Annotated in this window: 18 protein-coding genes; 8 read left to right on the top strand and 10 right to left on the bottom strand. The window is 70.9% G+C overall.

Annotation, left to right across the window (positions count from 1 at the left end; translation table 11 throughout):
* The first annotated feature begins 223 nt into the window (after positions 1-223).
* Positions 224-1,213 (top strand): GTP 3',8-cyclase MoaA, encoded by a 990-nt coding sequence (moaA, locus tag ACIPPM_RS30465; protein WP_401453609.1) that lies wholly within the window; start codon positions 224-226, stop codon positions 1,211-1,213.
* A gap of 10 nt (positions 1,214-1,223) precedes the next feature.
* Here the strand turns inward: moaA and ACIPPM_RS30470 are convergent, their stop codons facing one another.
* Positions 1,224-1,436 (bottom strand): hypothetical protein, encoded by a 213-nt coding sequence (locus ACIPPM_RS30470; RefSeq protein ID WP_393599903.1) that lies wholly within the window; start codon positions 1,434-1,436, stop codon positions 1,224-1,226.
* A 233-nt stretch (positions 1,437-1,669) separates the two neighbouring features.
* Positions 1,670-2,062 carry a DUF3099 domain-containing protein gene (locus ACIPPM_RS30475; protein WP_401453611.1) on the bottom strand — a complete coding sequence of 131 codons (393 nt, stop codon included), beginning with the start codon at positions 2,060-2,062 and terminating at the stop codon, positions 1,670-1,672.
* A gap of 245 nt (positions 2,063-2,307) precedes the next feature.
* On the opposite strand from ACIPPM_RS30475, the gene ACIPPM_RS30480 reads away from it, so the two are divergent.
* Positions 2,308-2,601 (top strand): GlsB/YeaQ/YmgE family stress response membrane protein, encoded by a 294-nt coding sequence (locus ACIPPM_RS30480; protein WP_401453613.1) that lies wholly within the window; start codon positions 2,308-2,310, stop codon positions 2,599-2,601.
* Between the two features lie 66 nt (positions 2,602-2,667).
* On the opposite strand, the gene tyrS is transcribed toward ACIPPM_RS30480, so the two are convergent.
* The 5 genes from tyrS to ACIPPM_RS30505 all read right to left on the bottom strand — a co-directional run bounded on the left by tyrS (position 2,668) and on the right by ACIPPM_RS30505 (position 8,829).
* The gene (gene tyrS / locus ACIPPM_RS30485) at positions 2,668-3,936 is read right to left on the bottom strand and encodes a tyrosine--tRNA ligase (RefSeq protein ID WP_401453615.1); all 1,269 of its coding nucleotides are present in this window, start codon (positions 3,934-3,936) and stop codon (positions 2,668-2,670) included.
* A 56-nt stretch (positions 3,937-3,992) separates the two neighbouring features.
* The gene (locus ACIPPM_RS30490) at positions 3,993-5,387 is read right to left on the bottom strand and encodes a metallopeptidase TldD-related protein (RefSeq protein WP_401453617.1); all 1,395 of its coding nucleotides are present in this window, start codon (positions 5,385-5,387) and stop codon (positions 3,993-3,995) included.
* Positions 5,384-6,907, bottom strand: a complete 1,524-nt coding sequence (locus ACIPPM_RS30495) for a TldD/PmbA family protein (protein ID WP_401453619.1) — start codon at positions 6,905-6,907, stop codon at positions 5,384-5,386. The genes ACIPPM_RS30490 and ACIPPM_RS30495 overlap by 4 nt, the downstream gene beginning before the upstream one ends.
* Before the next feature lie 72 nt (positions 6,908-6,979).
* Positions 6,980-7,912: a hydroxymethylbilane synthase gene (gene hemC, locus ACIPPM_RS30500; RefSeq protein ID WP_401453621.1), complete on the bottom strand. Its 933-nt coding sequence runs from the start codon at positions 7,910-7,912 to the stop codon at positions 6,980-6,982.
* Positions 7,897-8,829, bottom strand: a complete 933-nt coding sequence (locus ACIPPM_RS30505) for a LysR family transcriptional regulator (RefSeq protein ID WP_401453623.1) — start codon at positions 8,827-8,829, stop codon at positions 7,897-7,899. Before ACIPPM_RS30505 ends, hemC begins: the two co-directional genes overlap by 16 nt.
* 70 nt (positions 8,830-8,899) lie before the next feature.
* Here ACIPPM_RS30505 and ACIPPM_RS30510 point away from each other — a divergent pair, with 70 nt between their 5' ends.
* Together ACIPPM_RS30510 and ACIPPM_RS30515 are read left to right on the top strand one after the other, a co-directional pair.
* Entirely contained in the window at positions 8,900-9,817 is a 918-nt protein-coding gene (locus ACIPPM_RS30510) for an NAD-dependent epimerase/dehydratase family protein (RefSeq protein ID WP_401453625.1), read from the top strand.
* 23 nt (positions 9,818-9,840) lie between these two features.
* Positions 9,841-10,677 (top strand): aldo/keto reductase, encoded by an 837-nt coding sequence (locus tag ACIPPM_RS30515; protein ID WP_401453627.1) that lies wholly within the window; start codon positions 9,841-9,843, stop codon positions 10,675-10,677.
* Here the strand turns inward: ACIPPM_RS30515 and ACIPPM_RS30520 are convergent.
* Together ACIPPM_RS30520 and ACIPPM_RS30525 are read right to left on the bottom strand one after the other, a co-directional pair.
* Positions 10,643-10,840, bottom strand: a complete 198-nt coding sequence (locus ACIPPM_RS30520; protein ID WP_401453629.1) for a DUF397 domain-containing protein — start codon at positions 10,838-10,840, stop codon at positions 10,643-10,645. The two genes, ACIPPM_RS30515 and ACIPPM_RS30520, sit on opposite strands and share 35 nt — an antisense overlap.
* A complete protein-coding gene (locus ACIPPM_RS30525; protein WP_401453631.1) occupies positions 10,837-11,664 on the bottom strand; it encodes a helix-turn-helix domain-containing protein in 828 nt (275 codons plus the stop codon). Before ACIPPM_RS30525 ends, ACIPPM_RS30520 begins: the two co-directional genes overlap by 4 nt.
* Positions 11,665-11,817: 153 nt before the next feature.
* On the opposite strand from ACIPPM_RS30525, the gene ACIPPM_RS30530 reads away from it, so the two are divergent.
* The 4 genes from ACIPPM_RS30530 to ACIPPM_RS30545 all read left to right on the top strand — a co-directional run bounded on the left by ACIPPM_RS30530 (position 11,818) and on the right by ACIPPM_RS30545 (position 14,376).
* Positions 11,818-12,249 carry an ATP-binding protein gene (locus ACIPPM_RS30530; RefSeq protein WP_401453633.1) on the top strand — a complete coding sequence of 144 codons (432 nt, stop codon included), beginning with the start codon at positions 11,818-11,820 and terminating at the stop codon, positions 12,247-12,249.
* A 166-nt stretch (positions 12,250-12,415) separates the two neighbouring features.
* A complete protein-coding gene (fabG, locus tag ACIPPM_RS30535; RefSeq protein ID WP_401453635.1) occupies positions 12,416-13,120 on the top strand; it encodes a 3-oxoacyl-[acyl-carrier-protein] reductase in 705 nt (234 codons plus the stop codon).
* Between the two features lie 5 nt (positions 13,121-13,125).
* Complete coding sequence (fabI, locus tag ACIPPM_RS30540) at positions 13,126-13,893, top strand: enoyl-ACP reductase FabI (RefSeq protein ID WP_388991681.1); 768 nt, start codon at positions 13,126-13,128, stop codon at positions 13,891-13,893.
* A 147-nt stretch (positions 13,894-14,040) separates the two neighbouring features.
* The gene (locus ACIPPM_RS30545; RefSeq protein WP_401453638.1) at positions 14,041-14,376 is read left to right on the top strand and encodes a hypothetical protein; all 336 of its coding nucleotides are present in this window, start codon (positions 14,041-14,043) and stop codon (positions 14,374-14,376) included.
* On the opposite strand, the gene ACIPPM_RS30550 is transcribed toward ACIPPM_RS30545, so the two are convergent.
* Entirely contained in the window at positions 14,354-15,046 is a 693-nt protein-coding gene (locus ACIPPM_RS30550) for a FadR/GntR family transcriptional regulator (protein ID WP_401453640.1), read from the bottom strand. The genes ACIPPM_RS30545 and ACIPPM_RS30550 overlap by 23 nt on opposite strands.
* Between the last annotated feature and the right edge of the window lie 89 nt (positions 15,047-15,135).

Below are 15,135 nucleotides of genomic sequence, written 5' to 3' on the forward strand. Positions count from 1 at the left end.
CCCCCCCCCCCCCCCCCCCCCCCCCCCCCCCCCCCCCCCCCCCCCCCCCCCCCCCCCCCCCCCCCCCCCCCCCCCCCCCCCCCCCCCCCCCCCCCGCGGCCGTGTCCGTGCGCGGAGGCGGCGGGCCTGCGGGGAAACGCGCGGCTGTCGATGTCCGAGGTCTCGCGTAGGCTCGCAGGTGACAGGGAAAACAAGAGGTCCGGAGACGAGGGAGGGGGCCCACGTGCTCATCGACACCTATGGCCGGGTGGCCACCGACCTGCGGGTTTCGCTGACCGACCGGTGCAATCTGCGCTGCACCTACTGCATGCCCGAAGAGGGACTGCAGTGGCTGGCCAAGCCCGACCTGCTCACGGACGACGAGATCGTCCGGCTCATCGACCTCGCGGTGCGCCATCTGGGCATCGAGGAGGTCCGCTTCACCGGCGGCGAGCCCCTGCTCCGCCCCGGCCTGGTCGGCATCGTGGAGCGTGTCGCGGCCCTGGAGCCGCGCCCCCAGATGTCCATCACCACCAACGGCATCGGCCTCAAGCGCACCGCCGCCGCCCTGAAGCAGGCGGGCCTGGACCGGGTCAACGTCTCCCTGGACACCCTGCGCCCCGACGTCTTCAAGACCCTCACCCGGCGCAACCGCCACCAGGACGTGCTGGACGGCCTGACGGCCGCCGCCGACGCCGGTCTCACCCCGGTCAAGGTCAACTCCGTGCTGATGCCGGGCCTCAACGCCGACGAGGCCCCCGACCTGCTGGCCTGGGCGCTGGAGCACGCGTACGAACTCCGGTTCATCGAGCAGATGCCGCTGGACGCCCAGCACGGCTGGAAGCGCGACGGCATGGTCACCGCCCAGGACATCCTGGCGTCCCTGCGCACCCGCTTCGAGCTGACCGAGGAAGGCGCGGGCGAACGCGGTTCGGCCCCGGCGGAACGCTGGCTGGTGGACGGCGGCCCGCAGCGGGTCGGCGTGATCGCCTCGGTGACCCGCCCGTTCTGCGCGGCCTGCGACCGCACCCGGCTCACCGCCGACGGGCAGATACGCACCTGCCTGTTCGCCACCGAGGAGACCGATCTGCGCGCCCTGCTGCGCTCCGGTGCCCCGGACGAGGAGATCGCCGAGCTGTGGCGCAAGGCGATGTGGGGCAAGAAGGCGGGCGCGGGCCTGGACGACCCCTCGTTCGTGCAGCCGGACCGCCCGATGTCCGCGATCGGCGGCTGAGCCGGACCCGTCAGGCCCCCGGCTCCGCCCAGTCCTTCAGCGCGACGACGTCCTTCAGGAAGCCCCGGACGCCGAGGAACTGCGACAGATGCTCGCGGTGTTCCTCGCAGGCGATCCAGGTCTTGCGTCGCTCGGGGGTGTGGATCTTCGGGTTGTTCCACGCCAGCACCCACACGGCGTCGGCTCGGCAGCCCTTCGCGGAACAGATCGGTGTCTCACTCACAGAGGAGATTCTCGCAGAGGGAATTCACGCGGAAACGACCGCGAACAAGGCGACGCCGAGCAGCCACGGGGGGAGCTGCCCGGCGTCGGTCTGTCGCTCCGACGGGGGATGCGGAGCGCGTACGCAGTATGTCACGCAGGACTGGCCGACCGGCACAGGAACAGCATGATTGATCTGAGCTTTTCCTGAGCTTGGCGGGAAGTCGTCTTCCGCTTTTTCCGCTCCCACGCTGCTCAGGCTCGGTCGGAACGTTTCCCGCGAGACTCCGCCCCCGGCTCCGCCGACTCCTGCCATGGGCCGGATTCCGTCCGCGCCCCTGACTCGTCGTCACGTGGCGGTGTGATCATCGGCTTGGATGGCATGGCGACGAAGGTCGACGGCAGCGACTGCGGCCGCTCCCGGCCCGCGTTTGCGATCACTACGGCGACGTACGGCAGCAGGGCGCCCAGCACCAGCGCCACGATCGCGACGTACCGCTCCACGTTCCACAGCGAGGCGGCCAGGATCACCGACACCGTCCGGACCGACATGGAGATGACGTACCGCCGCTGCCGGCCCCGCACGTCCTCGGCCAGTCCGGTCCGCGCGCCGGTGATCCGGAAAACCTCGCCACGCTGCTTGCCCATCAGTCCACCATCCGCCCGCATGGGACCATCCCCGGCCCGAAGCCGCGTCCGGGCCCGTCGGGGAACCTGACCAGGACACCCACCCCACGGTACGCCGCCATGGCGCCGCGCTCGATACCGGGGCGCCGCCCGGCCTGCGGGAACACCCACCATCCGGGTGCGCCCGGCATGCGGGGCGCCGAGGGCGCGCCCAGACTGGCCGGGACGATCAGATCGATCAGGTCGGACCGGACGAGGAGGCCGCCATGGGCTGGCTGTGGGCGATCATCGTGGGATTCGTGCTGGGCCTGCTCGCCAAGGCGATCATCCCCGGCAAGCAGCACAGCCCGCTGTGGCTGACCACCATCTGCGGCATCCTGGGCGCCCTCGTGGGCAACGCCATCGCGCGCGGACTGGGGGTGGCGGAGACGCGTGGCATCGACTGGAGCAGGCACATCTTCCAGCTGGTCGCGGCCGTCATCATCGTGTTCTTCGTCGACATGCTCTACACCGCGACCCTCGGCAAGCGCCGCAAGCGCAAGTACGACGAACGCGTGTGAGGCGACGGGTACGAACGACAGAGGGCGGCCTCCCCGCGAAGGGAAGGCCGCCCTCTCGTCCGTGCCTCAGGCGCCCGTGACCTCGACCGCGGCCAGGTTCTTCTTGCCCCGGCGCAGCACCAGCCAGCGTCCGTGCAGCAGCTCCCCGGCGGCCGGTACGGCGTCCTCGGCCGTGACCTTGACGTTGTTCACGTAGGCCCCGCCCTCCTTCACCGTGCGCCGCGCGGCCGACTTGCTGGCCACGAGACCCACCTCGGCGAGCAGGTCCACCACCGGGCCCAGCTCCGCGACCTGGACGTGCGGCAGCTCGGACAGCGCGGCCGCGAGGGTGCGCTCGTCCAGCTCCGCCAGCTCACCCTGGCCGAACAGCGCCTTGGACGCGGCGACCACGGCGGCGGTCTGCTCCGCGCCGTGCACCAGCGTCGTCAGCTCCTCCGCCAGCGCGCGCTGCGCGGCACGGGCCTGCGGCCGCTCCTCGGTCAGCCGCTCCAGCTCCTCGATCTCCTCGCGGGACTTGAAGCTGAAGATCCGCAGGAACTTGGAGACGTCCCGGTCGTCCGCGTTCAGCCAGAACTGGTAGAACGCGTACGGCGTGGTCATCTCCGCGTCGAGCCAGACGGTGCCCGACTCGGTCTTGCCGAACTTGGTGCCGTCCGCCTTGGTGATCAGCGGGGTGCCCAGCGCGTGGACGACGGCGTCCGGCTCGGTCCGGTGGATCAGGTCGGTGCCCGAGGTGAGGTTGCCCCACTGGTCGCTGCCGCCGGTCTGCAGCGTGCAGCCGTACCGCCGGTACAGCTCCAGGAAGTCCATGCCCTGGAGGATCTGGTAGCTGAACTCGGTGTAGCTGATGCCCGCGTCGGAGTTCAGCCGCCGGGAGACGGCCTCCTTGGCGATCATCTTGTTGACCCGGAAGTGCTTGCCGATGTCCCGCAGGAACTCGATGGCCGACATGCCCTGGGTCCAGTCCAGGTTGTTGACCATGACGGCCGCGTTCGGACCCTCGAAGTCCAGCAGGGGCTGGATCTGCGCGCGCAGCCGCTCCACCCACTGGCCGACGATCTCCGGCGCGTTCAGCGTGCGCTCGGCGTTGGGCTTGGGGTCGCCGATCAGACCGGTGGCGCCGCCGACCAGGCCCAGCGGGCGGTGGCCCGCCTTCTGGATGCGGCGCATGGTCAGGATCTGGACCAGGTTGCCGAGGTGCAGGCTGGGCGCGGTCGGGTCGAAGCCGCAATAGAACGTGACAGGACCGTCCGCGAACGCCTTGCGCAATGCGTCCTCGTCGGTGGAGAGGGCGATCAGCCCACGCCACTTCAGTTCGTCGACGATGTCCGTCACGGTTCTCGCGTCTCCTCGATGATCATGCGGCGGTCGGGTGACAGCCGAGTACGAGGTTATACGCCCTGGCTGACAGAGCTCATATTGAATTCCGGGACGCGGAGCGCGGGCATCGCGGCCCGGGTGAACCAGTCGCTCCACTCACGCGGCAGCGTCTGCTCGGTGCGGCCCGCCTCGGTGGCCCGGCCGAGCACGCCGAGCGGCGACTCGTTGAAGCGGAAGTTGTTCACCTGGCCGGTGACCTCGCCGTTCTCCACGAGGTAGACGCCGTCGCGGGTGAGGCCGGTGAGCAGCAGGGTCGCCGGGTCGACCTCGCGGATGTACCAGAGGCAGGTCAGCAGCAGGCCGCGCTCGGTGTCCGCGACCAGCTCCGCGAGCGAGCGGTTGCCGCCGCCGTCCAGGATCAGGTTGTCCAGCGCCGGGGCGAGCGGCAGCCCGGTCAGGGCCGCGCTGTGCCGGGTGGTGGTGAGGTGATCGAGGACACCGTCCTTGACCCAGTCGGTGGCGCGTACCGGCAGCCCGTTGTCGAAGACCGAGCGGTCGCCGCCGGAGGCGTGCGCGACGACGAACGGCGCGCAGCCGAGGCCCGGCTCGTCGGGGTCGCTGCGCAGGGTCAGCGGCAGCTCGCTGAGCCGCTCGCCGGTACGGGTGCCGCCGCCCGGCTTGGAGAACACCGTGCGCCCCTCGGCGGCGTCCCGGCCGGAGGCGGACCAGAGCTGGTAGATCAGCAGGTCGGCCACGGCGGACGGCGGCAGCAGCGTCTCGTACCGCCCGGCGGGCAGCTCCACGCGGCGCTCCGCCCAGCCGAGGCGCTCGGCCAGCTCGGTGTCCAGGGCGCCGGGGTCGACGTCCTTGAAGTCACGGGTGGAGCGGCCGGCCCAGGCCGAGCGGGTGTGGTCGGGGGACTTGGCGTTCAGCTCCAGGGTGCCGGTCGGCTGGTCGTGCCGCAGGCGCAGCCCGGTGGAGGTGCCCAGGTAGGTGGAGACGGTCTCGTGGCTGGCGAAGCCGTACAGCTCGCGGCCACCGGACCGGGCGCGGGCGAACGCCTCGCCGAGCGCCGGGGCGAAGTCGGTGAAGACGGCGGAGGAGGTCTCGGCGGGCGCGTCGCGGAAGTCCGGGGACTCCGGCACCCCGGTGACCAGCGGCTGCGCGTCCTCGGCGGGTCCGGCCGCCCGCGCGGCGGCCTCGGCGGCCCGCACCAGCGGCTCCAGCTCGGCCGCCGTGACCGCCGACCGCGACACCACCCCGGAGGAGGTGCCCTGCTGCCCGTCCACGGTGGCGATCACGGTGAGGGTACGGCCACGGGTCACGCCGTTGGTGGTCAGCGCGTTGCCCGCCCAGCGCAGGTTGGCGCTGGACTCCTCGTCCGCGATGACGACACACCCGTCCGACCGGGACAGCGCGAGGGCCTGCTCGACGATCTCGTACGGCTTGCTGCTCCGCGCGCTCATCGCCCGGCCTCCTGAGTCGTGTTGAGGATGTTGACGCCCCGGAAAAGGGCGGAGGGGCAGCCGTGGGAGACGGCGGCGACCTGGCCGGGCTGGGCCTTGCCGCAGTTGAAGGCGCCGCCGAGGACGTAGGTCTGAGGGCCTCCGACGGCGGCCATCGAACCCCAGAAGTCGGTGGTGTTGGCCTGGTAGGCGACGTCCCGGAGCTGCCCGGTGATCCGCCCGTTCTCGATCCGGAAGAAGCGCTGCCCGGTGAACTGGAAGTTGTAGCGCTGCATGTCGATCGACCAGGACCGGTCCCCGACGACGTAGATGCCCCGGTCGATGCCCCCGATCAGCCCCTCGGTGGACAGGCCGGCGGGGTCCGGCCGCAGCGACACGTTGGCCATGCGCTGCACCGGCACATGGCCGGGGGAGTCCGCGAAGGCGCACCCGTTCGAGCGCTCGAAGCCGGTCAACCTGGCGATGCGCCGGTCGAGTTGGTACCCGGTGAGGGTGCCGTCCTTCACCAGGTCCCAGGACTGCGCGGCCACGCCCTCGTCGTCGTAGCCGATGGTCGCCAGGCCGTGTTCGGCGGTGCGGTCGCCGGTGACGTTCATCAGCTCGGAGCCGTACTTGAGCTTGCCGAGCTGGTCGAAGGTGGCGAACGAGGTACCCGCGTAGGCGGCCTCGTAGCCGAGGGCGCGGTCCAGCTCGGTGGCGTGGCCGATGGACTCGTGGATGGTCAGCCACAGGTTGGAGGGGTCCACGACCAGGTCGTACAGGCCCGGCTCCACGCTCGGGGCGCGCATCTTCTCGGCCAGCAGCTCGGGGATCTGTTCGAGTTCGGTGTCCCAGTCCCAGCCGGTGCCGGTCAGGTACTCCCAGCCGCGGCCGGTGGGCGGGGCGAGCGTGCGCATGGAGTCGAACTCGCCGCTGGAGCTGTCCACCGAGACGGCCGTCAGCTCGGGGTGCAGCCGGACGCGCTGCTGGGTGGTGACGGTGCCCGCGGTGTCGGCGTAGAACTTGTTCTCGTGGACGGTGGTGAGCGAGGCGTCCACATGGTCGACGCCCTGCCCGGCCAGCAGCCGCCCGCTCCAGTCGGCGAGCAGCGCGGACTTCTCCTCGTCCGGCACGGTGAAGGGGTCGATCTCGTACGCGGAGATCCACGTCTTGTCGGCGTGTACGGGCTCGTCGGCCAGCTCCACGCGTTCCTCGGAACCGGCCGCCTTGATCACCTGTGCGGACAGCTTGGCCATCGCCACGGCCTGCGAGGCGACCTTCGCGGCGCCGTTCATGGTCAGGTCCACCCCTGCGGCGAACCCCCAGCTGCCCCCGTGCACGACCCTGACCGCGTACCCCAGGTCGGTGGTGTCCGAGGACCCGGCGGGCCGCCCGTCCCGCAGCCGCCAGGACGCGCTGCGCACCCGCTCCAGCCGGAAGTCGGCGTGTTCGGCACCGAGGGCCCGCGCCCGCGCCAGCGCGGCATCGGCGAGGGCCCCTAGGGGGAGCGCGAGGAAGGAGGGGTCGATCTGTCGAGCCACGAGTGGGTTCCTCCTGCACGGGGTGGGGTGCTCAGGAGGATACGTCGCTCCGGAGACCGGTTCGGGTGGGTCTCAGTGGGCGATGCCGTCGATGAGTTCCCGCGCGCCCTGCCGGAGCAGGGCGACGGCGACGGACGTGCCGAGGGTGGCGGGGTCGAGACGTCCGGCCCATTCGTGCGCCTGGAGGACGGTCTTGCCGTCGGGTGTGAACACGGCGGCGCGCAGCGAGAGTTCGCCGGAGCGCTCGGTCCGGGCGTACCCGGCGATCGGCGAGTTGCAGTGCCCCTGGAGGACGTGCAGCAGCATCCGCTCGGCGGTGGTCTCCCGGTGGGTGGCCGGGTCGCCCAGCCCGCTGACGAGGTCGACCGTCTCGGTGTCGTCCTCCCGGCACTGCAGGGCGAGGACGCCCGCGCCGATCGGCGGCAGCATGGTCTCCAGAGTCAGGATCTCGCTGGCGGCGTCCATCCGGCCGATGCGTTCCAGCCCGGACACGGCGAGGATCAGCGCGTCCGCGTCCCCGGCCGCCAGCTTCTCCAGCCGCTTGTTCGCGTTGCCCCGGATCGGTACGCAGTCCAGCTGCGGGTGGGAGACGGCGAGCTGCGCGACCCGGCGCACGGACGAGGTGCCGATGCGGGTCCCGGCCGGGAGCTGGTCCAGGGTGCGGCCCCGGGGGTCGACCAGGGCGTCCCGGATGTCGTCCCGCGTGAGGTAGGCGGCGAAGAGGGTCCCCGCCGGGATGGGACGGTCGCCGGGCACGTCCTTCATGCAGTGCACGGCGAGGTCGGCGTCGCCCCTGAGCAGGGCGGCGTCCACCTCCTTGGTGAAGGCCCCCTTGCCCTCGACCTGGGCGAGGTCCCCCATCCAGCGGTCACCGGTGGTCGTCACCGGCAGCACCTCGGTACGGACGTGGGGGTGGAGTACGGCCAACTCGGCTCGCACGCGCTCTACTTGGGCGAGCGCCATGGGGGAGTTGCGGGAGACGATGCGGATCAGGTCACCGGGCATGGGGGCACGATAGTGCGTACCGCCGCGGCTTCGTCCCGCAGCGCTCCGACCAGGGTCGTCACGTAAGGATGGTCGCCACGGCCCCGTGGCACGGCGACGCCGATGTGCCGAGCGGGCACCGGAGGGGAGACCGGGACGACACGCAGCCCTGGCGGCACCGGGGCGAGGGCGATGGAGGGGATCAGGGAGACACCCAGGCCCGCCGCGACGAGCGAACAGGCGAAGAAGTAGTCGGTCGTCGTGCCGCGCACCTCCGGGGTGAAACCCGCCCGCTCCGCGTACCGGCGCAGATACGCCTCGGTCTTGAGGCAGCCGAGCACCCAGGGCTCCTCCGCCAGCTCGGCGATGTCGAGCGCTTGGCGGCTGGCGAGGGGATGCGCCTCGGGCAGGACCAGGTGCAGGGGGTCCGCCAGCAGCGCGGTCCAGTCCACCGCTGTCCTCCGGCCCGGCTCGCCGGGCAGCGGCCCGTCGAAGTGGTAGGCGACGGCGGCGTCCACGGCACCCTGGCGGACCAGGAGCAGGGCCTCCTCGGGTTCGGCCTCGCGGACATGGACCACGGTGCCGGGATGGGCGGCCGTCAGCCGGGCCAGCGCGCCGGGCAGCAGGAGGCGGCCCCCGCTGGTGAACGTGGCGACGGTGACCTGGGTACGGCCGGTGCCCAGCCGGTCGATCTCCCGCCTGGCGTGCGTCAGTTCGGCGGCCACCGACTCGGCGGCGCCCACCATGATGTGACCGGCCTGGGTGAGCGTCACTCCTCGGGTACTGCGCTCCACGACCCGCGTACCGAGGCTGCGCTCCAGGGCCGCGACGTGCTGCGAGACGGCCGAGGGGGTCAACAGCAGAGCGACCGCCGCCCGGTTGAAACTGCCGTGCTCCGCCACCGCCCGCAGCACGCGCAACCGCTGTACGTCGATCAACAGTGATCCTTACTACGCATCCACCAAGTCACCACTTCTGCTGGGGACTTTAGGTGCCAAGGATGAGGGCATGCATAGGATCTGCGTCATCGGCGGAAACCGGTACGTCGGCAAACTCCTGGTCCAGCGGGCGCTGGCCGCCGGACACCAGGTCACGGTGGTCAACCGTGGTTCCGCCCCGCCGCCCGACGGCGTCGAGCACCTCGTCGTCGACCGCGACGACGAGCGCGCCCTCACCGCCGCCCTCGCCGCACGCACCTTCGACGTGGTCGTCGACCAGGTCTGCTACACCCCGGTGCAGGCCCTCGCCGCCACCCGCGCCTTCCGGGGCCGCGCCCGCCGGTACGTCATGACCTCCACCATCGAGGTCTACGACCCCGCGACCGCCGCGCTGCCCGCCCTCCCGCCCGGCACACCGGTACCGGAGGAGGCCGTCGACCCGCCCGCCTGGCCCGTGCGCATGGAGCTGCCCTGGCACGACGCCGCCTACCTGGAGGCGCACTACGCCGAGGGCAAGCGCCAGGCGGAGGCCGCGTTCACCCGGGAGGGCGGCTTCGCGTTCGCCTCGGTCCGCAGCGCCCACGTACTCGGCGGCGGGGCACGGGAGTTCACCGGCCGACTGGCCCACTACGTCGAGCGCGTCACCCAGGGCAGACCGATCGTCGTGCACCCCGACCCGCTGCCCTCCGTCTTCATCCACTACGAGGAGCTGGCCGACGTCGTGCTCTGGGCGGCCACCGCCACGGACTTCACCGGCCCACTGAACGCCTGCTCGGACGGCCTGTTCGACGCGCGCGGGCTGAGCGCGGTGGTCGCCGCGCGGGTCGGCCGGGAGCCGTCGTACCGGACCGCCGCGCCGGGCGAGGCGGCGTCGCCGTTCTCCTTCGACCGCCACTACGCCATGAGCAACGCGCGGGCGAAGCGACTGGGGTTCACCTTCTCCCACACCGCCGAGTGGCTGCCCGCAGCGGTGACCGAAGCACTCTGACCCTTACGGGAGGACACCCCCCTATGAAGTACCGCCGCCTCGGCAGCACCATGGTCAGCGCGATCGGCCTCGGCGCCATGCCCCTGTCCATCGAACACCGCCCGGACGAGGACCGCGCCATCGCGACCGTCCACGCCGCCCTCGACGCGGGCATCACCCTCATCGACACCGCCGACAGTTACTACTGGCATCCCGACGAGCGTGGCCACAACGAACTCCTCGTCGCCCGCGCCCTGTCCCGCTACGGCGGCGACACCTCGCACGTCCTGGTCGCCACCAAGGGCGGCCGCGGCCGCTCGGGCGACGGCGGCTGGACGGTGAACGGCGCGCCCGCCTACCTCAAGAACGCTGCGGAAGCCTCGCTGCGGCGGCTGGGCGGGGAGGCGATCGGCCTGTACCAGCTCCACAAGCCCGATCCCGAGGTGCCCTGGGCGGATTCCGTCGGGGCACTGCGCGAATTGTTCGACGCGGGCACGATCCGCTTCGCGGGGATCTCCAACGTGACCACGGACCAGATCCACGAGGCCCACGCCATCCTCGGTGACGCGCTGGTCTCCGTGCAGAACCAGTACTCGCCCGCCGTACGGGACTCGGAGCCCACCCTCGAACTCAGCACCCGGCTCGGACTGGCCTTCCTCCCCTGGAGCCCGTTGGGCGGCATCTCGCGCAGCGCGCTGGACGGCCCGTCCGGGTCGACCTCCACGGGCACGCCCTTCCACCGCATCGCCGCCGAACGCGGGGTCAGTGTGCAGCGGGTCGTTCTGGCCTGGCTGCTGAACCACTCCCCGGCGGTGATCCCCATACCGGGGGCGAGCCGACCCGCGTCTATCCAGGACTCAGCGGGGGCGGTGGAACTGTGAACGCGGTCCACGCCTCGGGCGTGAGAGAGAGGGGGCGCATACGCTTGTCTTTGGAGTCGCGGATGTGTACGGCCTTGGAGCTGACGGCGACCTCGATGCAGTTGTCCCCGTCTCCGCCGCTGTAGCTGCTCTTGAACCAGTCCAGCCCAGGGGTGGTGCTCATAGCGCTCCTCGCATGTGTTCCAGCAGTTCCACCGTAGCCTGGCAATCCAAGGCTTGGGAACGCAGCTTGCCATAGCGCTGATGCAGGACGCTTACCTCGCCGGGCTGGGCGATGAGGGTGCTCGACCGGTGGCCTTCGATGTAGCCGAACCACTGATGGCCAGGTGTCTCAGCAAGGTACATCTGACCGTCGATGCCGCAGTGATCCTCCTTGTGGCGAGGCATGACCTGGATCTCGACGTTGTTTCGTCGACCCATGCTCAGGAGCTGGTCGACGACAGCCTTGGTCACCTCGGCGCCGCCAAGTCGGCGATCCAGGATCGCCTGCTCGATGATGAACGTGAACGCGGTGTGGGGGCGGTCGACGAGCAAGGTCTGGCGCTCCAGCCGCGCCGCCACTTTGTGGCCGATCTGCTCCTCGGTCCATGGCGGGAGCTGGTGTTTGAACACCGCTCGCGCGTAGGTCTCCGGCTGCAACAGTCCTGGAATCGCACGGCACTCGTAGGCATACAGGGAGATCGCCTCTTCCTCGATCCCCGCCCACTGCTGAAACCACGTCGCCAGCCCGGACCGCCTCGTCAGGGTCTTGATCGCCGCCGTCAGGACCTGCGCCGCGTCCTCGCCCAGAACGCCCGCCACTCGCGCGGGCAGATCCGTCGGCGGGAACCGCTTCCCTTGCTCGATCTTGGCGATGTAGGGCGTCGAGTACTGCAACTGAAGGGCGAACACGTCCTGAGTGAAGCCCCTTTGATCCCGCAGTGACTTCAGTACCGCGCCGAACATCTTCAGACTGGCGGAAGTTTCCGCCCCAGGCTCTACCACCATCGCCGCCTACCTTTCGCGCACCCGCTCAACCCGCCCAATCCGCTCATCGTCACGGGGAGTAACTCACCCAGTCCAGAGTGTGCACTGATACAAGCGAAGTTGTATGGGCTTCGTTCCTGTTGGTGGAGGCAACAGGCTCCTCACGCTGGACGCATGTCGTCCTCACGCGCCCAAGAGGCAGTCACCGTACGTACGTTCGCTCAGCGTTTCTCCGCCACCAGGCGGGGTGCGCGGCTCGCGCGGATGCTGGCCGTGCACCAGTTGGACCAGTGGGGCCACCCGTACGGGAGCCCCACCTCCGAGGCCGTCGCCCTGGTCGTCGCCGAACTCGCCGCGAACGCCGTACTCCACGGCCGCGTACCGGGACGGGACTTCGAGGTCCGCCTCCACCGAGCGGACGGCCACGTAAGGGTGGAGGTCTCCGACACCCACCCCGCCCACCCGAAGCTCCCGGCCCAGGACCCCACTGCGGAGGGAGGCAGGGGCCTCCTCCTGATCGAGGCGGTAGCCACCCGCTGGGGCACGAGCCCCCGGACCGGACCGGGCAAGACGGTGTGGGCGGAGTGCGCGACTGGCGAGTCCTGATCTGTAGGAATCCGACAGGAGCAGGGATGTGTCACTGTCGGTGCCCGATTGTCCGTGGTCGTGGCCGGACCGATAGGTTTTCCGGGAAGCCGCCTCTCCCGCCCCTCAGCAGGGCGTCCGGGCGGATTGTCGGAACGTTGTAGACCGCTGATGAAAGGGTGATCCGTTGAGCCGCTCGGTTCTCGTCACCGGAGGCAACCGGGGCATCGGCCTCGCCATCGCCCGCGCTTTCGCCGACGCAGGCGACAAGGTCGCCATCACGTACCGCTCGGGCGAGCCCCCGGCGGGCTTCCTCGCCGTCAAGTGCGACATCACCGACGCCGAGCAGGTCGAGCAGGCGTACAAGGAGATCGAGGAGCGGCACGGCCCCGTCGAGGTGCTGGTCGCCAACGCCGGTGTCACCAAGGACCAGCTGCTGATGCGCATGTCCGAGGAGGACTTCACCTCGGTCATCGACACCAACCTCACCGGCACTTTCCGGGTCGTCAAGCGGGCCAACCGGGGCATGCTGCGGGCCAAGAAGGGCCGCGTCGTCCTGATCTCCTCCGTGGTCGGTCTGCTCGGTTCGGCGGGGCAGGCGAACTACGCCGCCTCCAAGGCCGCGCTGGTCGGCTTCGCGCGCTCCCTCGCCCGTGAGCTGGGCTCGCGCAACATCACCTTCAACGTCGTCGCCCCCGGCTTCGTCGACACGGACATGACCAAGGCGCTCAACGACGAGCAGCGCAAGGGCATCGTGTCGCAGGTACCGCTCGGCCGGTACGCCGAGCCGGAGGAGGTGGCCGCGGCGGTGAAGTTCCTCGCCTCGGACGACGCCTCGTACATCACTGGAGCCGTCATTCCCGTTGACGGCGGACTGGGAATGGGTCACTGAACACCATGAGCGGAATTCTCGAGGGCAAGCGCATCCTGATCACGGGTGTGCTGACGGAAGCCTCCATCGCCTTCCACGCGGCCCGGCTGGCCCAGGAGCAGGGCGCGGAGATCATCCTGACCGCGTTCCCGCGGCCCACGCTGACCGAGCGCATCGCCAAGAAGCTGCCGAAGCCCGCCAAGGTCATCGAGCTGGACGTCACCAACGAGGAGCACCTCGCTCGCCTGGCCGACATCGTCGGCGAGGAGCTGGGCGGCCTGGACGGTGTCGTCCACTCCATCGGCTTTGCCCCGCAGGACGCGCTCGGCGGCAACTTCCTGAACACCCCGTTCGAGTCGGTCGCCACCGCCATGCACGTCTCCGCCTTCTCCCTGAAGTCGCTGACCATGGCCTGCCTGCCGCTGATGCAGAACGGCGGCTCGGTCGTCGGCCTCACCTTCGACGCCCAGTACGCCTGGCCGCAGTACGACTGGATGGGCCCGGCCAAGGCCGCCCTGGAGGCCACCAGCCGCTACATGGCGCGCGACCTGGGCAAGCAGAACATCCGCTGCAACCTCGTCTCCGCGGGTCCGCTCGGCTCCATGGCCGCGAAGTCCATCCCGGGCTTCTCCGACCTGGCCGCCGTGTGGGACAGCCGCTCCCCGCTGGAGTGGGACCTGAAGGACCCGGAGCCGGCCGGCAAGGGCATCGTCGCCCTGCTCAGCGACTGGTTCCCGAAGACCACCGGCGAGATCGTCCACGTCGACGGCGGTCTGCACGCCATCGGCGCCTGACCGACACCGCACACGCGAGAGGCCCGTACCCCCTCAGGGGGTGCGGGCCTCACCCGTACGGATCTCCGGCCGGGCCGACCCGGCCCCGGCGGCGCACCCTCGTAGTACGCGTCCCCTCCGCAGCGTCGGCCGAGGAGGTCCCCCTACGTGCGTCTTCCCCGCAGCCTGACTCCGGTGACCGCGGCCCTGCTCCTCGCCCTGCCCGGCGGAGTGGCCCGCGCCGGTGACGGCGAGCCGCACGCCCCCGACCTCTTCGGCGCGTCCTGCCGGACGAAGGTGGACGGCTCCGAGGTGGTGGCCCACTGCCACAACCCCTACGTGCACGTCGACCGGGTCCGGCTGCACATCGAGTGCGCCCGCTGGTGGGACATTGACACCGACAGCGCGCCGGTGCCCGCCGGGCCCGCCATGACCGTGAAGCTGACCGGCCGGTGCTGGAAGGAGATCCGGGTGGTGTGGATCAGCCACCAGAAGGCGGGCTGAACCGCTCCGGACGGCACTGGAAGGGGTAGCTCGCCGCCTCCGCGCCCGCCGTCGGCGCGTCCCCGGTACGGATCGCGTCCACCACCCGGGTGTGGTCCATGTACGCGCGCTGCTCCAGGTCGGCGCCCACGTCCGCGCGCAGCCAGTCCCGCAGCACCTCGCCGAGGTCCGCGTACATCGCCGTCATCACGTCGTTGTGCGACGCGGCCACCACGGCCATGTGGAAGGTGGCGTCGGCCGCCACGAACGCCTCCGCCTCCCCGGCCTCCCACGCCTCCTCGCGCCGGGCCAGCAGCGCGTCCAGCTGCTTGAGGTCCTTCTCGGTACGCCGCTCCGCCGCCAGCTTCGCCGCGGCCGACTCCAGCGTGGCCCGCAGCTCGGCGATGTGCCGGGGATCGGCGTCGGCGAACCTGCGGTGCATCACCCCGGCCAGCTCGCTCGTCGCCACGACGTACGTGCCGGAGCCCTGCCGGATGTCCAGCAGGCCGTTGTGCGCGAGCGCCCGTACCGCCTCGCGGACGGTGTTGCGGGCCACGCCGAGCTGCTCGACCAGCTCCGGCTCGGTGGGGATGCGGGAGCCGACCGGCCACTCGCCGGACGTGATCTGGGCGCGCAGCTCGGCGATGACCTGTTCGGACAGCGCCGAACGGCGCGGGTGGCTCAGAGGCATGGCTCACCTTGGCATGTGGGTTCCGGCCCGTACGAACCGGCCTGACCGGGGTGCCCCGGACGGAGTCGGCTCCGGAGTGGACAACTAAT

Source organism: Streptomyces sp. NPDC090119 (assembly GCF_044747085.1).
Taxonomy (GTDB): domain Bacteria; phylum Actinomycetota; class Actinomycetes; order Streptomycetales; family Streptomycetaceae; genus Streptomyces.

Coding starts and splice junctions, on each gene's coding strand:
- ACIPPM_RS30475 (WP_401453611.1), bottom strand. CDS start 2,062: ATGGGCAAGCAGCGTGGCGAGGTTTTCCGGATCACCGGCGCGCGGACC.
- ACIPPM_RS30480 (WP_401453613.1), top strand. CDS start 2,308: ATGGGCTGGCTGTGGGCGATCATCGTGGGATTCGTGCTGGGCCTGCTC.
- ACIPPM_RS30490 (WP_401453617.1), bottom strand. CDS start 5,387: ATGAGCGCGCGGAGCAGCAAGCCGTACGAGATCGTCGAGCAGGCCCTC.
- hemC (WP_401453621.1), bottom strand. CDS start 7,912: ATGCCCGGTGACCTGATCCGCATCGTCTCCCGCAACTCCCCCATGGCG.
- ACIPPM_RS30510 (WP_401453625.1), top strand. CDS start 8,900: ATGCATAGGATCTGCGTCATCGGCGGAAACCGGTACGTCGGCAAACTC.
- ACIPPM_RS30515 (WP_401453627.1), top strand. CDS start 9,841: ATGAAGTACCGCCGCCTCGGCAGCACCATGGTCAGCGCGATCGGCCTC.
- ACIPPM_RS30520 (WP_401453629.1), bottom strand. CDS start 10,840: ATGAGCACCACCCCTGGGCTGGACTGGTTCAAGAGCAGCTACAGCGGC.
- ACIPPM_RS30525 (WP_401453631.1), bottom strand. CDS start 11,664: ATGGTGGTAGAGCCTGGGGCGGAAACTTCCGCCAGTCTGAAGATGTTC.
- ACIPPM_RS30530 (WP_401453633.1), top strand. CDS start 11,818: ATGTCGTCCTCACGCGCCCAAGAGGCAGTCACCGTACGTACGTTCGCT.
- fabI (WP_388991681.1), top strand. CDS start 13,126: ATGAGCGGAATTCTCGAGGGCAAGCGCATCCTGATCACGGGTGTGCTG.
- ACIPPM_RS30550 (WP_401453640.1), bottom strand. CDS start 15,046: ATGCCTCTGAGCCACCCGCGCCGTTCGGCGCTGTCCGAACAGGTCATC.